Source organism: Clostridium thermobutyricum DSM 4928 (assembly GCF_002050515.1).
Taxonomy (GTDB): domain Bacteria; phylum Bacillota; class Clostridia; order Clostridiales; family Clostridiaceae; genus Clostridium; species Clostridium thermobutyricum.
In genome coordinates this window covers 188,548-205,532 of sequence record NZ_LTAY01000026.1, presented here as the reverse complement: position 1 = coordinate 205,532, position 16,985 = coordinate 188,548, and the positions used below count along the sequence as shown (strand labels likewise).

General features: G+C 25.8%; 17 protein-coding genes. 3 read left to right on the top strand and 14 right to left on the bottom strand.

The features are described 5' to 3' along the window. The first annotated feature begins 90 nt into the window (after positions 1–90). Complete coding sequence (locus CLTHE_RS04735; protein ID WP_080022230.1) at positions 91–1,158, top strand: NAD(P)H-dependent flavin oxidoreductase; 1,068 nt, start codon at positions 91–93, stop codon at positions 1,156–1,158. 209 nt (positions 1,159–1,367) lie between these two features. On the opposite strand, the gene CLTHE_RS04730 is transcribed toward CLTHE_RS04735, so the two are convergent. After that, entirely contained in the window at positions 1,368–2,504 is a 1,137-nt protein-coding gene (locus CLTHE_RS04730; protein ID WP_080022229.1) for a tetratricopeptide repeat protein, read from the bottom strand. A 188-nt stretch (positions 2,505–2,692) separates the two neighbouring features. Here CLTHE_RS04730 and CLTHE_RS04725 point away from each other — a divergent pair, with 188 nt between their 5' ends. Next, a complete protein-coding gene (locus CLTHE_RS04725) occupies positions 2,693–3,028 on the top strand; it encodes a DUF5661 family protein (protein ID WP_080022228.1) in 336 nt (111 codons plus the stop codon). A 126-nt stretch (positions 3,029–3,154) separates the two neighbouring features. Here CLTHE_RS04725 and CLTHE_RS04720 read toward each other — a convergent pair whose 3' ends face one another. From CLTHE_RS04720 to CLTHE_RS04705, 4 genes are all read right to left on the bottom strand, one after another. Then, positions 3,155–3,676, bottom strand: a complete 522-nt coding sequence (locus CLTHE_RS04720) for a chromate transporter (protein ID WP_080022227.1) — start codon at positions 3,674–3,676, stop codon at positions 3,155–3,157. A gap of 2 nt (positions 3,677–3,678) precedes the next feature. After that, complete coding sequence (locus CLTHE_RS04715; protein WP_080022226.1) at positions 3,679–4,230, bottom strand: chromate transporter; 552 nt, start codon at positions 4,228–4,230, stop codon at positions 3,679–3,681. A 541-nt stretch (positions 4,231–4,771) separates the two neighbouring features. After that, positions 4,772–5,803: a M42 family metallopeptidase gene (locus tag CLTHE_RS04710; protein ID WP_080022225.1), complete on the bottom strand. Its 1,032-nt coding sequence runs from the start codon at positions 5,801–5,803 to the stop codon at positions 4,772–4,774. 242 nt (positions 5,804–6,045) lie between these two features. Further along, positions 6,046–6,459 (bottom strand): universal stress protein, encoded by a 414-nt coding sequence (locus CLTHE_RS04705; protein WP_080022224.1) that lies wholly within the window; start codon positions 6,457–6,459, stop codon positions 6,046–6,048. A gap of 325 nt (positions 6,460–6,784) precedes the next feature. On the opposite strand from CLTHE_RS04705, the gene CLTHE_RS04700 reads away from it, so the two are divergent. After that, a complete protein-coding gene (locus tag CLTHE_RS04700; RefSeq protein ID WP_080022223.1) occupies positions 6,785–7,513 on the top strand; it encodes a hypothetical protein in 729 nt (242 codons plus the stop codon). Positions 7,514–7,621: 108 nt separating this feature from the next. Here the strand turns inward: CLTHE_RS04700 and CLTHE_RS04695 are convergent, their stop codons facing one another. The 9 genes from CLTHE_RS04695 to CLTHE_RS04655 form a co-directional block, all read right to left on the bottom strand. Next, positions 7,622–9,595 carry a YgiQ family radical SAM protein gene (locus CLTHE_RS04695; protein WP_080022222.1) on the bottom strand — a complete coding sequence of 658 codons (1,974 nt, stop codon included), beginning with the start codon at positions 9,593–9,595 and terminating at the stop codon, positions 7,622–7,624. Positions 9,596–9,780: 185 nt separating this feature from the next. Further along, positions 9,781–10,341 (bottom strand): undecaprenyl-diphosphatase, encoded by a 561-nt coding sequence (locus CLTHE_RS04690; protein WP_080022221.1) that lies wholly within the window; start codon positions 10,339–10,341, stop codon positions 9,781–9,783. Positions 10,342–10,444: 103 nt separating this feature from the next. Continuing rightward, positions 10,445–11,104 (bottom strand): DUF975 family protein, encoded by a 660-nt coding sequence (locus tag CLTHE_RS04685; RefSeq protein ID WP_080022220.1) that lies wholly within the window; start codon positions 11,102–11,104, stop codon positions 10,445–10,447. A gap of 182 nt (positions 11,105–11,286) precedes the next feature. Beyond that, positions 11,287–11,547 carry a hypothetical protein gene (locus CLTHE_RS04680; RefSeq protein WP_080022219.1) on the bottom strand — a complete coding sequence of 87 codons (261 nt, stop codon included), beginning with the start codon at positions 11,545–11,547 and terminating at the stop codon, positions 11,287–11,289. Positions 11,548–11,616: 69 nt separating this feature from the next. Next, a complete protein-coding gene (locus tag CLTHE_RS04675) occupies positions 11,617–12,351 on the bottom strand; it encodes a GH25 family lysozyme (protein ID WP_158082661.1) in 735 nt (244 codons plus the stop codon). Positions 12,352–12,430: 79 nt separating this feature from the next. Next, positions 12,431–13,147, bottom strand: a complete 717-nt coding sequence (locus CLTHE_RS04670; RefSeq protein ID WP_080022217.1) for an MBL fold metallo-hydrolase — start codon at positions 13,145–13,147, stop codon at positions 12,431–12,433. Between the two features lie 332 nt (positions 13,148–13,479). Beyond that, positions 13,480–14,349 carry a hypothetical protein gene (locus tag CLTHE_RS04665; RefSeq protein ID WP_080022216.1) on the bottom strand — a complete coding sequence of 290 codons (870 nt, stop codon included), beginning with the start codon at positions 14,347–14,349 and terminating at the stop codon, positions 13,480–13,482. Between the two features lie 339 nt (positions 14,350–14,688). Further along, positions 14,689–15,735, bottom strand: a complete 1,047-nt coding sequence (locus CLTHE_RS04660) for a cysteine protease StiP domain-containing protein (RefSeq protein ID WP_080022215.1) — start codon at positions 15,733–15,735, stop codon at positions 14,689–14,691. 120 nt (positions 15,736–15,855) lie between these two features. Beyond that, positions 15,856–16,977 carry a phosphoribosyltransferase domain-containing protein gene (locus CLTHE_RS04655; RefSeq protein ID WP_080022214.1) on the bottom strand — a complete coding sequence of 374 codons (1,122 nt, stop codon included), beginning with the start codon at positions 16,975–16,977 and terminating at the stop codon, positions 15,856–15,858. Positions 16,978–16,985: the final 8 nt, after the last annotated feature.

The window sequence follows — 16,985 nt, the reverse complement described above, 5'->3', positions numbered from 1 at the left end:
TTTTAAAAATTTAGATTATAATATAATAAAAATTATTTTGATTATCAAAATATTTAATTTTCAAATAAATTTTAAGTGAGGTATTTTGTTATGAATATTAAACCTTTAAAAATAGGAAATTTACAAGTTAGACTTCCAATAATTCAAGGTGGAATGGGTGTTGGTGTTTCACTATCATCACTTGCGGCAGCTGTTACTAATGCTGGTGGTATTGGTGTTATTTCAGCAGCAGATATAGGATTCAAAGAAAAAGATTTTAATACGAACTCTAAAGCTGCAAACTTAAGAGCTCTTAAAGAACATATAAAAATAGCGAAAGAAAAAACTAAAAATGGAGTTTTAGGTGTAAATATAATGGTTGTTACTAAAGATTATGAAGATTACGTTAAAACTGCTATAGAAGCTGGAATTGATTTAATAATTTCTGGTGCTGGTATGCCTACTGCTCTACCAAAAATAGTTAAAGATTCTACAGTAAAAATAGCACCAATAATATCATCTTTAAAGGCTTGTCGTGTAATAATGAAGCTTTGGGAAAAACATAATAATAGATTACCTGATGCTGTAATTGTTGAAGGTCCTAAAGCTGGTGGTCATCTTGGATTTAAAAAAGACCAAATAAATATGAAAGAAGAAGAATTTGAAGCTGAAGTAGTAAAAATTATTGACCATGTAAAAGAATATGAAGAAAAATATAATGCACAAATTCCTGTTTTAGTTGCTGGTGGTGTATTTGATGGTAATGATATAGCTAAATATTTAAAGCTTGGAGCTTCAGGAGTTCAAATGGCAACTAGATTTGTTGCAACTGATGAATGTGATGCATCTGATGATTTTAAAAATGCTTATTTAAATTCAACTATAGATGATGTAGAAATTGTTTCAAGTCCTGTTGGAATGCCAGGTCGTGCTATTTTAAATGATTTTGTAAAGAAAACTAAAGAAGGTAAAGTTAAGGTTGAAAGATGCTATGATTGTATGATTCCTTGTAATCCAGCAGATACTCCTTATTGTATTACTCAAGCCTTAATAAATTCTGTTACTGGAAATATAGATAATGGATTAGTTTTCTGTGGTGAAAATGCTCATAGAATAAAAGAAATTGTTCCAGTACAAAAGCTTATGGATTCTCTTGAAAAAGAAATATTAGAAGCATAAAACTTTATATTTAAATAGCTTTCTATATCTATAATATTATAAATAATTTTTTGAAATATTTATCTTAATAATATATTTATAAATGAATAAAAAGTTATTTTAAAATATTATTTTACAAAATTAAAAGGATGCCTTTTGGCATCCTTTTTTACATGTTTATGCTAATTAGATATTTTTTAAGAAGTCAAACAATTATTTATATATCTCTTTTACATATATGTGTTAACTAAATAGTAGCATCTATCTTTTGTTAAACTTCTTTGTGTTTGATAATTTGCTGTCTCTTTAACTAACTGATTGTTATATTGTGCTTCACTTTGAACAGCTTGAGCATTCTTTTGTTGAGCCCATGCTTGTTGTGATGTTTGAAGCTGAGTTAATTTATCTCCTGATATATTATTTTCTATGTTTTGTAATATTTTATTTAATTCATCATTCCAAACAGTATATTTATTTTTAGCTCTTTGCAGCTTCTGCTCATAAGTTTGGGCTGATAAATCCATATTATTAACTTGTACATTTATTTTATCTAGTTCATTTAAATATTTTCCTCTAGTTGAAAATTGATTGTTTGAACTAGATGATGTTCCTAGTTTCTGTTCTATATTATTATTTATTTCTGAAACATAAACCTGTTGAGTAGCATTTAAATTTTCTTTGTTAAGTTTTTGGATAAGATCAAGTGCTTTTTGATATTGTCCACTAGAGTATAAATTATTTAAAGTAAGTATATCATCTTTAGCTTCTGAGCTTGTCCCTGAACTTGTCCCTCCATTTTGCATTGCAGCAGATATTTGAGCTTTAAGTCCATTTATTTGCATACCAACTGGATATCTTGTATAGTTTGGATTTATTGCAGATAATGCTTGGTTAGCAGCATTAATATCTCCATTATCATAACAGCTTTTAGCCTTCATATAACCTTGTAATATTCCTATAAGGTCTTTAGCCTTTGTATTATTACTATCAATATTTAAAGCTTGCTTGTAACTATCTATCGCTTTTTGATATTCATTATTTATAACATAATTATTTCCTTGATTCATATAATTTGAACTATTTGCCGCATTTGTTTTATGAGTGTGTATAACTACCATAACTATTATAAATATTATTGCTATAATTAATACTAAAAAAGTTCTACGTCTTTTATATTTATTTTGTAGTTTTTTATTTGATGCTGGTTTATTTATTACAGACTTATCCTGTATTTTTTTATTATGTAGTTTATTATTAGGTAGTTTCTTTTTTTGATTTTCTCTATTTCTTATACTTTGTACAGTCCTACCCTTTGATGAAGATTTGCTTCTATTTTTAGCATTTCTATTACTGCTTTTTTCCCTCATCGACTTTTCTCCTTAATTTTTGTTTAAAATAAATGATACACCTAATTATATAATACGAATTTATATTTTTAATATTTTAATTCAAATTTTACTTTTTTTTAACTTTTTTAATCTTTAATTTATTTTGATACATTTTTATTAATTAAGCATATAATACTTATTAATTAATAATTTATTAGGAGTATTTTATGAAATCAAACATATTAAGAAGGCTTAGACATAAAAAGCTTACTAGAAGCTCAAAAACTTTCACTGAAGCAGAGGCTGCAAAGGTAGCTCAAAAATTAGGAATTGATTTTTCGAAAGTTTTATTTAGTTTAAGTGATTTTACTAAAGGAATGAATGTTGAATTAGAGCATGGAAAAATATCTGCTGAAACTAATGTTACTAATAGTAATCCATTAACAACTGGTAAGATAGCTCTTGCTCACTTAAATGAATTTCCTGATTATTATGAAAGATTAGAAAAATTAGAAGAAGAAGCTAAAAAGTTTTGGATGAATAAACCTAAAACTCGTATATAATTAAAAACCTAGATGATTTTTAAAACATCTAGGTTTATTTAAATTATGCTTATTCTCTAAAAAATATTTTATGTTTAATTATCTATATATACTTATTATAAAAAAATATGTAAATTTAATATTAGTTTATATATAAAATACTATCCCAAGCACTGCGGCAATAAGAATAATGTATAATGGCTGAATTTTCTTATATAGTAGTAAATATGCCCCTATAATTGTTATTATTATTTCTCTTATATGAAATACATCACTTCCTGAAACTGAAATTAAGGCACTAAAAATAAGTGCTATTATAGCAGGTTTCATTCCTTTTAATGCATTTTGCCATGTCTTAGCATTTTGCATTTTACTAAATAAACAATAGGCTATTGAAACTAATATAAATGGAACTGTTGATATACCTATAATTGCTGCAAGACCACCTAATATTCCAGCTGTTTTAAAACCTACATAAGCTGATAAATTTGTTGTAAATGGTCCAGGTGATATTTGAACAAGTCCTATATAAGAATTTAACTTAGATGCTGTAATCCAATGATTTTGATTTACTAATGTTGTCCTTATATAAGGTAACATAGCATATCCTCCACCAAAGGCAAGTGCACCAATCTTAAAAAATGCTATATATATTTTTAATATTTCCATTATTACTTTACACCGCCTTTTCTATCTTTTATTCCATATACTAAAATTCCATAAATGGCAGAAAAAATAATAATTAATGCTGGATTTATTTTTAAAAATTCTAATGCAAAAAGTACTACTAATGCAAAAACTATATTATGTACATTTTTATCTAACCTTTTCCAAAATTTAATTACTGCAATAAATACAAGCACAGGAACTACAGCTTTTATTCCTTGAAGAGCATGTTGAACAAAAATATTTGATTCAAACTTTGTAAATACAGTAGCAACTAAAAATATAATAATAAATGATGGTATAAGTGTTCCTAAAAGACTAACTATAGCACCAACAAACTTATTAATTTTATATCCTATAAAAGCTGTAGATGTTATAGCTAAAGGTCCGGGAAGACTTTGACATACAGTAAGTATATCTAAATAACTTTCTAAATCTAAATATTTCTTTTTATCTACAATCTCTTTTTCCATAATTCCTATCATGGCGTAACCACCACCATATGTAGTAGCACCTATTTTTAAAAATGTGAAAAAGAGTTTTAAAATTTCTTTCATTTTATCACTTCTTTCGTAATTTTATCTTTATGTACTGCAATTTATATACCTTATAATATTCTTTATTTTTATATATGTCAATTTACTTATCATTTTTTATTTATAATAAGTAAATACTTATATATAATATAAATTTTTATTTATTAAAATATCTTAATTTAGATTTTTTAAGCATAAAAACTATATTAAAATAAAAAAAATCATTAATGTATAAATGATTTTTTATATGTATAACTTTACTTAAAGCCTTATATTCTGGTCTTTTATAGTCAATTTACTTTATAGCATTAATAATCTTCAAATAAAATTTTCATTATTCATTTAATTATCTTCTTATAACTATTTACCTTTTAAGAAGATTTATCCTTAAACTTTATCCATTTCTAGCTTTTCCTAATAGGTATTTTGTTATAAGTAAAAATATATAGTTATCTATTACTTCAAAATTAATAAGCTTATAATAAAAAAATCCTAATATATCCAGTTTTAATCTAGTATATTAAGATTCTTTTATTGTTAAATTTTTCTATATTATATACAATTATTTAGTTAAATATAAATGTAATAATTTTATTGTATTTTCTAAAGCATTATAATGTGTTCTTTCCATTCCATGACTTGCATGTACTCCTGGTCCTATTAAAGCTCCTCTAATATTGTTTCCGCCTCTTAAAGCTGCTCCAACATCTGAACCATATCTAGGATATATGTCTATAACATAATCTAAATTATTTTCTTTTGCTAAGTTAGCTAATTCTGTTGTCATATTATAGTCATATGGTCCACCTGAATCTTTTGCACAAATTGAAACATCATATTCTGTACAATTTAAGTCATCACCAATGCATCCCATATCTACTGCTATCATTTCAGTTATATCACTTGGAATATATGCTGAACCATGACCTACTTCTTCATAAGTTGAAATAAACATTTTTGTTTTATATGTTGGAACTATATTTTCTCTTTTAAATAATTCTAAAAGACTTATAAGACAAGCTACACTTCCTTTATCATCAATAAATCTTGATTTTAAGAAACCACTTTTTGTTACAGTAGTTTTTGGTTCAATAAAAATGTAATCTCCTGAATTTATTCCTAAATTTAATACATCTTCTTTATTTTTTACATTTTCATCTATTCTTATTTCCATATTTTCTGGATCTCTTTTTTTAGATGCTGCATCTTCATAAACATGTACTGCTGCACTAGTTGAAAGAAATGTTCCTGTATATTCTCTTCCATCACGAGTTCTTATTGTACAATATTCTGAATCTAAAGTTGGAACTATTGGTCCACCTACTAATGTAAATTTTAAAGTTCCTTTACTAGTTATAGATCTTACCATTGCTCCTAAAGTATCTACATGAGATGAAAGTCCTATAACTTTTTCATTTGATTTTCCTTCTACAGTTATTATTCCACATCCTTTATTTGTTCTCTCAAATGAATATCCTAAATTTTTAACCTTTTCTTCAATCATATCCATTATTTCAAAACAAAATCCACTAGGACTATTAAACTCTAATAATTCTTTAGCTGTATTTAATACAAACTCTTTATTTATTTCCATGTATATGTCACCTTCCTTTTTAATATTTTGCATAATGATTTTACAAAATACTTTTAAATATAAATAAATTATATCATTTTTATAACTATATAACTCTGATAAATAACTTATCTATAAAATAATTTTAAATATTTCTATATGTTTTAACTTTAAGTATTTATCTTCATTAAATAAAAAAACTTTACTAAAAAGAGCTGCCTTAATTATTAAGACAGCTATCTTCTTATTTAAACTCTAATTTTTTATACTTCTGGTACTATAACAAGTGTACATTTAGTTTTTTTAGCAACATGTGCTGTTACTGAACCAACTAACGCAACAAATTTCTTTTGTGTGTTTTTTGCCATTACTATAACATCAATATCATTTTCTTCTGCATAATTTAATATCTCATCTGCAGCATATCCAAATAAGAATTCACATTTATAATCATATTCTTCAATTAATCTACTAGCTTTATCTAATATTCGTTTTCCTATTAATTCAGCATCTCTTAATTCATCACTTACAGCCATTCCATCTATAAATACGATTTCTCTTACATGTAAAAGGATTATTTCTACCTTTTCTGGATTGTAGTATTCTTTTAAATAATCTAAAGATTCTAAACTTTTTTCACTTCCATCAATAGGAATTAATACTCTTCTTTTTTTCATTGTGAATCCCTCCTAAATAATTATCTATAGTTATATTATACTAAATTTTTCCTTATATTTGCTTTAAATACAATAATTTTAAAGTTTATTCACTATATATTAGATTTATTTATTTTATTTTTATTTATTATATAAAATTTAAAAATACCACGTCTTTATAACCATTTATTTAATTTTAGCCTATAATATTTAAATTTAATTTCCTAATTCATAATAAAAATCATTATTTTAATTTTCTTTCTTATTTTTATTTTATTAATATAATTTACTATTTATTAATATTTGTGTTAGAATACTTCTGTTATTACATACAAAGGAGAGGCAAATGAAAAAGAAATTAATTTTATCTATTTTATCTATTGTTGTTTTAGTAAATATTGCTGGATGTGGAGCAGATAAATCTTCAGAAAGTAAAAGTACAAACACTCAAAATATTGAATCAACTGAGGACAAGTTTAATTCTGAAGTTGAAAAATATGGTGAATTGCTTTCAAGTGGAAAAACATATGAAGAAATGACTGCAACAGAAAGAACAGATTTCTCACAAGTAGAGCAAACATTAAGTAAATTTACTGATGAATTTAAAGAAAAATACACTGCTGATGTTGAAAGAATAGCAAAAACTAGAGATGAAGCCGTAGAGAAATGGAAGAAAGAAGATGAGGCTAAAAAGAAGGAGGAAGAATCTAAAAAGAAATCTTCAAATGAAAAAATCTTTTCAGATATCACTACTTCTACTCCATCCCCAGTAAGAAATGATGTAACTGGTAGGTGGAAAGTTATTACAGTTAATTCTGATAAAGATATATTAAAATACGCTAAAGACTACTATGAAAATAATTTTTCTAATGAAAATGAAATACATGCTATAGTTAACTTACAAACAAATAGAACTTATAAAATTAGTAATCTTTTAGGAAATTCATTAGATGTAACTGTTCATAAATATATTCCTGGGGAACAAAATGATGCAAAAAAATTATTTAATGGTGATGTATTAGAAGAATATACTGTTTATTTAGATAACGGAAAAATCGAAAGAATAGATTATTAACATTTAAAGCTTAGTCATTATGACTAGGCTTTATTTTTCATATAAAAAAATACTATAATTGTATTGCTATTTTTTAATATAACAATAAATTATAGTATTTAAATTTATCTATTTCTTTTTAAAGCTTCCTTTTCCCTTCTTTGGTCCATGCTTCTTTTTAACTTGGCTATTTCCGTTTCTTCCAGCTACTGATTTTCCTTTTGCACCTGATTTTCCTTTACCTGATGATTTTCCTCTAAAGCTTGCAGCTTTTCCTCTCATACTTGCAAGGTATCTTTGCTCTTTAGATTGGATTAAACATTTTGGTCCATTTCCTATAAGGTCTTCTCTTCCAGCTTTCATTAAAGCATCATAAACTAAATTATAGTTTTGAGGCTTTTTAAATTGAAGAAGTGCTCTTTGCATTGCTTTTTCTTCTTTTGTTTTTGGTACATAAACTGGTTTCATTGTTCTTGGGTCTAAACCTGTGTAGAACATTGTTGTTGAAAGTGTACCTGGAGTTGGATAGAAGTCTTGTACTTGCTCTGGTTGATATTTTGTATCTCTTAAATATTCTGCAAGTTCTATAGCTTCTTTAAGTCCACATCCTGGGTGGCTTGACATAAGATAAGGAATTATATATTGTTCTTTTCCTGCTTTTTTACTTAATCTAAAGAATTTTTCTCTAAATTGGTCATAAGTTTTTCCTGATGGTTTTCCCATATATTTTAAAGCTTCTGGTGCAACGTGCTCTGGAGCAACTTTTAATTGTCCACTAACATGATGCTCAACTAATTCTTTAAAGAATGTATCATCTTTATCAGCCATTATATAATCATATCTAAGTCCTGAACGAACGAAAACTTTTTTAACTTTTGGAAGACTTCTAACTTTTCTTAAAAGATGTAAGAATTCTGTGTGGTCAACATCCATGTTTTTACAAACTCCTGGAGTTAAACATCTCTTCTTCTTACAAGCTCCTATAGTAAGCTGATGGTCACAAGCTGGTTTTCTAAAGTTTGCTGTTGGTCCTCCAACATCATGAATATATCCTTTAAAGTCTTTAAGCTCTGTTATTCCTCTTGCTTCTTCTAAAATAGACTCTTCACTTCTACTTTGAACTGCTCTTCCTTGATGGAATGTTATTGCACAGAAATTACAATCTCCAAAACATCCTCTTGAACTTACTATACTAAATTTAACTTCTTCTATAGCAGCTATTCCACCATCTTTTTCATATATAGGGTGGTAATTTTTCATATATGGAAGTCCGTAAACTTCATCTAATTCTTGTCTATTTAAAGGCATTTCTGGTTTATTTGCTACAACATATCTATTACCATGAGGTTGTACTAATTGTCTTCCTCTAATAGGGTCTTGCTCTTCATCTTGAATATTAAAATCTTTAGCATAAAGAACTTTATCATTTGCAATTTCTTTTACTGAATGAAGTAATATGTAATCTCCATAAAGTTCATCTAATGATTCTACTACATAACAAGTTCCATTTACGTGTCTTATATATTTAGCTTCAAATCCATCATTTAAGGCATTAGCAACTTCTACAACTTGTTTTTCACTCATTCCATAGATAAGTAAATCTGCTCCTGAATCTATAAGAATTGAATTTCTTACAGAGTTGCTCCAATAATCATAGTGAGCCATTCTTCTAAGACTTGCTTCAATTCCACCTATCATTATATTTACATTTTTAAATGCTTCTCTTATTTTATTACAATAAACTATTGTTGCTCTATCTGGTCTAAGCCCCATTTTCCCACCTGGAGAATAAAGGTCTTTTTCTCTTAATCTCTTACTTACTGTATAATGGTTAACCATTGGGTCCATGTTTCCACCATTAACTAAGAATCCAAGTCTTGGTCTTCCTAGCTTTTTAAAATCATCTAAGCTATGCCAATCTGGTTGTGGAATTATCCCAACTTTATATCCAGCATGTTCTAAAACCCTTGATATTATAGCTGTTCCAAAACTGTGGTGGTCTATGTAAGCATCACCAGTAACTATAATAAAATCACATTGTTCCCAACCACGCTTTTCCATATCTTCTCTACTAATTGGTAAGAAGTCTTTTACCTCTGTCATTATTTATCACCTTCTATTTCTTTTATAACTATTCATATGTAAATTATATCATCTTCTTTTTTTAGTCATATCTTCTTATTATATACCTTTATTTTATTAAATAATACCTACTTTTTAAACTTTTATTTATTTCCAGTATAATTTGTAAAAAATAAGAGAACCAATCAAGGTTCTCTTAGTATATCTTATCCAAAGATTTTTTTATCTATTTTTAAATATATTCTTTCAATAGGTTTTCTTAATAACTTAACATATATTACATTCATGATAAGTACTACTATAAATCCACCAATAACATCTATAGGATAATGGTTTCCAACGAATACTCTTGAGAATGCAACAAATATTGATACTATTGTTAATATCCATCTTAAAACTTTGCTGTATCTTCCAAGTCCAACTGCTATACTAAAAGTTCCTATAACGTGGTCACTTGGGAAAGAAGCATCTGCTTTATGTGGCACTAATAAATTTACATGATGTGTAACAAATGGTCTTGGTTCAAAGTAAATAAGACCTATAATTGAACTAACTATTAAGTTTATAACTGTAAAAACCCCTGTGCTAACAGCTACCCTTCTTGTTTTTGAATCTCTATTTTTTATTCCAATTACGAATACTGCAAGTAATGTTAATGCATATAAATATGGTACAACTTTTGAAAGAAATATCATTATATCATCTAAAAAAACACTTTTATATGCTAAATCATTAATTAAATAAAATAAGTGTAAGTTCCAGCTCATTCTTTACTCTCCTTTTTTATCCTTTGTATTTAGCATAAAAAAATATGCTAACATTCTTAATATTAGCATATTATATACGACTATTATATTACTTTTTAATTAATTATTTTTTAAGATAAAAACTATCACCATTTTCATATGGTTCATTTTCTGTATAGAAAATAGTATCATTTTCTTGGCCTAAACCTTTTAATTTTAAATATATTTGTGCTTCAGATAATACTATATATGGAGTCAATAAAAAATATCCAATTCCAAATAATAATGAAGAAAGAATTGCCCATCCTGCAAAGCTTAAATAGAAAATAAATAAATCTCCTTTTACTCCATAAACTAAATCTTTACTTTCTTTTAAACATTGTTCAATAGATTTAGTTGGATCATCTACTAAGATGAAAGTACTCATTGAAAACATCATAGTTAATATAATACCTGGTATTATAAAAAGTGCGAATCCAATTGATGTTAACACAGTTGTAACTATAGCCATTATTATAATTTTTCCAGCATAATTAAATCCATAAGTTACATCTTCTACACTAGCTTCTTCTCCTCTTATTTTATTTAAAGAAAATTTAGCTAATCCAAAAGAAAATATACTAGCTACAATTTCTAATGTAATTGTTACAGTTGTAGGGAAAGTTACAAAAGGAACATTTCCTCCTACTGCACTAACAACTATTCCTATAATAATAACCTTTGTTAAATCACTAGAAATAATTTTTTTCGATTTTTCTTTTATTGATATTCTATCAAATCCCATAAAGCCCTCCCCTTATTAAAGCCTCTATATCCCTCATATTTAGTTTATATTCGCCTATATTTTTTGTCAATTATAATTAATATTGTAATTAAATTCTAAATAATCTATATGTGAAAATTTTTTATATTAAAAATAAGACTACCTAAATATTTTTAAATCTAGGTAGCATATTATCTAATCATTTAAGTTAAACTTACGCTTATTATTTCACCAATGCTATCTTCTGTTATATCTTCCTCAAGTGGAATATCATCTTCTTCATAATCATCAGATAACACTTCTACAAACTCTACTTCTTCTAATTCTTCTATGTCTTCACAGAATTCTGTATCTAATAATTCTTGTCTCCATTCATCTGTTTTTACAGCTCCTATACAAAGTCCTGTAAATACATATATATCATCAACTATAAATTGTATTCTTACCTTATTTCTACTTATCATATTGTTCTCCATTTTTAAATTTATTTAGTTTATTTATATGATATATAGAATTAAGGTGTTCTCTATATTTTAATATTTATGATGACAATGACCACAATTGCAGTTATCTTGTTTATAATGATAATGTCCACAATTACATTTATTTTGTTTTAAATTTTCTTCCATAATTTTATCCTTTATAAGCTTCTCATCTTTAAGGGTAGTTTTTATAAAAGATTTTTTAATTTCACCAAGCTCAAATTTATTATTTATTCCATTTATAATGTGTTTTTTATGACAATTAAAGCAATCCCAATCATCCCAAATCTTATTATGTTTAAAGGTATCTTTATCTTCATCCATTGACCAAAATTTATTATTACCAATTCTATCATCTAAATTATTATTAGCAAATCTTGTTGATGTTTTTATTACACATTCATTTCCACTATTTTTCTTTACTATATTCATAAACTTTAAGCATTTATCAGAAAATTCTTTTTTACTTAAATTATGTTTATTGCTTTTAATAGATAAGATAGGATATAAATCTAAATCGTATTTTCTTAATATTCTAGAAAAAAGAAATCCTTGCAAATTTGGTGAACTAGTTTCATCAAACTCTTTGTATACCCCTATTAAAAGTCCAGCATTTTTTGCTTTTTTAATATTATTTATAAGTGCTTTTTTATATGGGTTTAATCCATAAGACACTTTAAATATAACTGCATGAACTCCTGACTCTTTTATTTTTTTAAAATCTAAACATAAATTATTACTTTTTATAAGAATAGCTTTTTTGTTTTTCTCATTTCTCCATTGCATAAAAATCCCCCTAAAATACACTATCATTATATTTATAGTCTATCTTAGAGGGATTTGTTCCTAATTTTTTAATTATTTATTAGAAATTTTCAATTTTTCCTTTTACATCATCATTAAATACTCCACCGTGGTAGCAAATAAGCTCTTCGATATCATAATTTAATAAGTTTTTAATTGATTCTTTAGCTTTTGCCATATCAAGAGTAAATTGAGGGTTTGAAGGGATTAATTCTCCATCCATAATTGCAAGAGCATCTCCTGTAACTAAAGCTTTCTTTTCTTTTATAAGAACTGAAATATGTCCTGGTAAATGTCCTGGAGTTTCAATTATTTCTATTCCACCAGCTATTGGGAATGTGTCTCCATTTTTAACAAATACATCAACATCAACAGTTTCTACTGCTTTTACTCTATCTCTATAAGCTAATAATTCTTTCTTTTTAGCTTCATCTACAGAATCAATTATTTTATCAACATTTTGAACTCTTATAAATTCTTCTTTTCCACTTATATGTTTAGCTTCTTCTTCTGATGCTAAAATTTGAACACCTTTTACGTTTCTTTTTATTTCAGCTAATGAACCCATGTGGTCTAAATCTTGATGAGTTATTATAACTTTAGTTAATTTTTGTATATCTAAACCTCTTTCAGCCATTGCATCTTTTATCATATCGTATGAATTTGTCATTCCACAATCAACTAAAACCATTTCTTTATCATCTGCTATAACAACAAGACTTACTATAAAATCCCCATTATAATCATATTTTAAATCAATAACTTCAACTCTATTCATTATGTAATTCTCCTTATATAAATATATTTTATTTTTTAGAGTTTAACATAAATATATGTATGAACAATTAAAAAGAAATTACCACCTTATTAACTAAAACAGTCTATTTTATTAAGAATTCAATTATAATACACTATATAATTGATATATTGCTAATATTTAGTTTTTTAATCTTTTATAATTATGTATAATATTAATAACTAATTGGATTTTTTAACCAATATTATAGAGGGGATATATTTATGATAACAATTATTTATTTTTTTATTGGGTTAAACTTAAAATAACCTCGCTAAGCTTTTAATTTTGCTTAACGAGGTTATCTTTATTTATTAAACTCCTGTTGCGTAGCCTGTGTTAGTATTTACATACCAATAAGGATTTTTATCTCCTGTTTGTTTAACATAAACATAATATAATCCTGCACCTTCATTTCCTTTATGAAGAACTACTTTTGTTACATCTGAATCATACTTATCTTCTTTTAACATTTGAATTATATATTGTGTTGCTTGTTCTGTTGTAAATGGAATTGGTTTCTTTTCTTGTGCATATGTGAATGCTTTTGATGCATCAAATAATTCTTTTGCTGTAATTGGATTATTAAGTGAATTATCTCCATTTACTTCTTTAAAGGCATTTACAAGTGTACTATTTGGAATATTATCTAGCCATTGTTTTGCCCACATTGTACCAACTGCATCAAAGAATCCAGAATATCCATATTGGTCAGTTAATAACCATTTTCTCATAATTTCAGCTAACTGAGTATCATTAACTGGTCCATTAGTTAATTTAGAAGATGGATAATATTGATATGCTGCAGCATATCCATTTTGATTATTATTAGCTTGTGAGTTAGAAGTATTGGTACTACTTAAAGTTTCAGCTTTAACAGAGCTTTTAGTATTATTTGATAAGTTTTCATTTCCAGTATTATTTTCTACATTTACATTTCCAGTGTTACTTTTTGCATTTTGAGAGCTATTATCTTCATTTAAATTTGTAGTATCATTTTTAGCATTATTTGATGTAACAGCTTTATTTACTTCATTACTCTCTTTTGAAGTCTTACTTGTACTAACCACTACATCTTGTTTACTTGAATTGCTTTTTATATTCTTTTTCATAATGAAATAAAATCCTAAAAATCCAAGTATAACAATAATTATGACAACTATTATGGATATAATTTTTTTCATAAATTATTCCTCCTAAATTTCAAAATATAATTTTTAATAAATACATAAAAATTATAATTTAAATAAAATTACTAAAAGCTAAAAAAAGATTTCATAACTAGAAATAAATTACTAATATTGTTAACTATTACTTATATTAAAAAATTTAAAAATTACATAGAAATATAAATCAATTTAAATAACCTTATACTTATTTATTAAAATTCCACATTTTAACTATATATAACTCATAATTTAATTTTTTATATCTAGTAAACTATAAATTTAGCTCTTCACTATTTATTGGCAAAATATTCATAAGAAATTTCTCTACTCTTTTAATAATACCTTTATAAAATTTTATTCTTTAATTATAGAAATACAATTATACTCTCCACAATCATATTCTAAAACTTTAGCATTTCTCTCTTCTGCAAGCTTAATTATATGACTTACATTTTTATCTTCTTTATTTTTTACTAAAACTATTCTTGGATTTCTTCTAAGTAATACTCTTGCTGTTTCCCCAACACTTAGCTTTATTTTATTTATATCTTTTACGTCAAACTCTTCTCTTACTTTTTTCATTATATCGTGGGCATAATTTTTATCTATTTCTTCACACTCTAAATTATCTATTTTTATATTTTTAAATTCTTTTGTTATTTCATCTATAAAATAATTTGAAACATCATAACTTTCTAAGTAATCTAAATATTTTGCTCCATGAAAATCTTCCTGTCCTATATATTCTTTATTAAATATAGTTCTGCTTATTAATCCACTTACTGTTGAGTTTAAACAGCTTGTTGAAAGTCCAAAATCCTCTCTTGTTCCATAAATTTTGCAAAGCTTAGCTGGGTCTACTAAAACTGTTAAATTATCATCTATATTTGTATTTTTTTCTTTGTTATATTCTTTTATAGACTTAGTTAACTCCTTTGTTATAGAGCCTTTGCCTGTCCATCCGTCCACAAACTGTATATATCCTTGTGGATTGTTTTTTAAAATATAATCTAATGCATTTTTATCTATTCCACTACCTCTTATTATTGAAATGCTATAATGCTTAATATCTTTATTATATTTTTCTTTAATATATCTTTTTATAAGAATTCCTATTGGTGTTCCTGCTCTTGCAAGAGAAACTACAATTAGGTTATCTCCATTTTTTTTATAAAGTATTTCTGAAATTTTCCCTACATAATTTGCAATTTCTCTTTTATCTCTTTTAGTCATATAGTAAAATATGTCCATTATTTCTTTGCTAGGTTCTTTTTCTTTAGAAATCATTTCTGAATAGCTTATTCCTTTACTTATAAGCTTTTCTTTTTCTTCTATTGTTATTTCTTTTATATTTATTTCTTTTAAAAGAAAAGTACAATCATTTTTATAACTACTCTTCATCTTAAAACCTCTCTTATATCTTTGTATCAATAACTAATAAATAGCTTGTACATTTAATGTTATGGACGAAATTATTTTAATTTCGAATTCTAATAACTAGCTTGTACATTTAATCTTCTATTAGATTCTCACTATTTTCATATTATTAGTTAACTTAATATTTAAGTTATCTTCTGTTATTAAAAATACCTTATCAAAATTCTTTTCTATTATTTCTTTATTGTAAAAATAATATTTTACTCCCTTATGATAAAAAATATTTTTACTTTTTATAGGATAACCTTCTTTGTTTTCACAAAATATAGGACTTCTAGTTGTACTTTTATAAAGAACATCTCCCTTAACATAACATCCTATTCTAGCAGGAATATATATGTTTTCACCATGTCCTAAAATTAAAACTTTATCCTTTTCATCTATAAACTTATTTATTTCATCAGCAGCCTTTTTACAATTTTCTTCTAAAGCTTGTATTTCTTCATAGCTTACTCCAAATCTTCCTGTATTCTTTATATAGCTTTCTTTTCCAAAGGCAGTTTGAAGTTCTATTCTATCGAAAATATTTAAATTTATCGGCTCTATTCTTTCTTTTAATTCTTCTCCATCTTCGTCCATATAAACTTCTGTATTATCTACTTCTATTTCACCCTTTATTAAAGCTAAAACTTCAATATTAACTTTTTCTTTTTCCACAAAATTCCTAAATTTATCCGCATATTCAGAATTTCTCCAATCTAAAATTGTGACTATTTTAAAATCTTTTGTGTCTGTTATTTTTCTTATTTCTTTTATTATATTTAGCATTGAATTTCCTGTAGTTATTTCATCATCTACAAGTATTATTCTTTTTGCATTTTTTATTTTATCCTTGTCCATTAAAAAACAAGTATGCTCCACAGCATGAGAATGTTCTTCATCAAAGCTTAAAATTGATTTTAATTCTGTTATCTCTTCTCTTGTTGTAGTTACATAATAAGAATCTTCTAAATAACTAGCTACTGCCATTCCAAGTCCTGTTGCAGTTTCTGCAAAGCCTAAAACTAAACTTTCTTTTTTCTCTGTTATCATCTTTGCAAGGTCTTTTCCTATTTCTCTACACTTTTCTGGTTTAAGCTCTAAATGCTTTCCTAAAACCTTACTTATAAAAAGAAAATTTCTCTTTTTATTGTTACTTCTCTTTCCTAATGTTATTAAATCGTTTATATCTAAATTAAACTTATTTTCTTTTATGTTAAGCTTCATTTACTCCT

Excerpts from the sequence above, each read along its gene's own strand:
- CLTHE_RS04735 (WP_080022230.1), top strand. The coding sequence starts at position 91 with ATGAATATTAAACCTTTAAAAATAGGAAATTTACAAGTTAGACTTCCA.
- CLTHE_RS04730 (WP_080022229.1), bottom strand. The coding sequence starts at position 2,504 with ATGAGGGAAAAAAGCAGTAATAGAAATGCTAAAAATAGAAGCAAATCT.
- CLTHE_RS04725 (WP_080022228.1), top strand. The coding sequence starts at position 2,693 with ATGAAATCAAACATATTAAGAAGGCTTAGACATAAAAAGCTTACTAGA.
- CLTHE_RS04720 (WP_080022227.1), bottom strand. The coding sequence starts at position 3,676 with ATGGAAATATTAAAAATATATATAGCATTTTTTAAGATTGGTGCACTT.
- CLTHE_RS04715 (WP_080022226.1), bottom strand. The coding sequence starts at position 4,230 with ATGAAAGAAATTTTAAAACTCTTTTTCACATTTTTAAAAATAGGTGCT.
- CLTHE_RS04710 (WP_080022225.1), bottom strand. The coding sequence starts at position 5,803 with ATGGAAATAAATAAAGAGTTTGTATTAAATACAGCTAAAGAATTATTA.
- CLTHE_RS04705 (WP_080022224.1), bottom strand. The coding sequence starts at position 6,459 with ATGAAAAAAAGAAGAGTATTAATTCCTATTGATGGAAGTGAAAAAAGT.
- CLTHE_RS04700 (WP_080022223.1), top strand. The coding sequence starts at position 6,785 with ATGAAAAAGAAATTAATTTTATCTATTTTATCTATTGTTGTTTTAGTA.
- CLTHE_RS04695 (WP_080022222.1), bottom strand. The coding sequence starts at position 9,595 with ATGACAGAGGTAAAAGACTTCTTACCAATTAGTAGAGAAGATATGGAA.
- CLTHE_RS04690 (WP_080022221.1), bottom strand. The coding sequence starts at position 10,341 with ATGAGCTGGAACTTACACTTATTTTATTTAATTAATGATTTAGCATAT.
- CLTHE_RS04685 (WP_080022220.1), bottom strand. The coding sequence starts at position 11,104 with ATGGGATTTGATAGAATATCAATAAAAGAAAAATCGAAAAAAATTATT.
- CLTHE_RS04680 (WP_080022219.1), bottom strand. The coding sequence starts at position 11,547 with ATGATAAGTAGAAATAAGGTAAGAATACAATTTATAGTTGATGATATA.
- CLTHE_RS04675 (WP_158082661.1), bottom strand. The coding sequence starts at position 12,351 with ATGCAATGGAGAAATGAGAAAAACAAAAAAGCTATTCTTATAAAAAGT.
- CLTHE_RS04670 (WP_080022217.1), bottom strand. The coding sequence starts at position 13,147 with ATGAATAGAGTTGAAGTTATTGATTTAAAATATGATTATAATGGGGAT.
- CLTHE_RS04665 (WP_080022216.1), bottom strand. The coding sequence starts at position 14,349 with ATGAAAAAAATTATATCCATAATAGTTGTCATAATTATTGTTATACTT.
- CLTHE_RS04660 (WP_080022215.1), bottom strand. The coding sequence starts at position 15,735 with ATGAAGAGTAGTTATAAAAATGATTGTACTTTTCTTTTAAAAGAAATA.
- CLTHE_RS04655 (WP_080022214.1), bottom strand. The coding sequence starts at position 16,977 with ATGAAGCTTAACATAAAAGAAAATAAGTTTAATTTAGATATAAACGAT.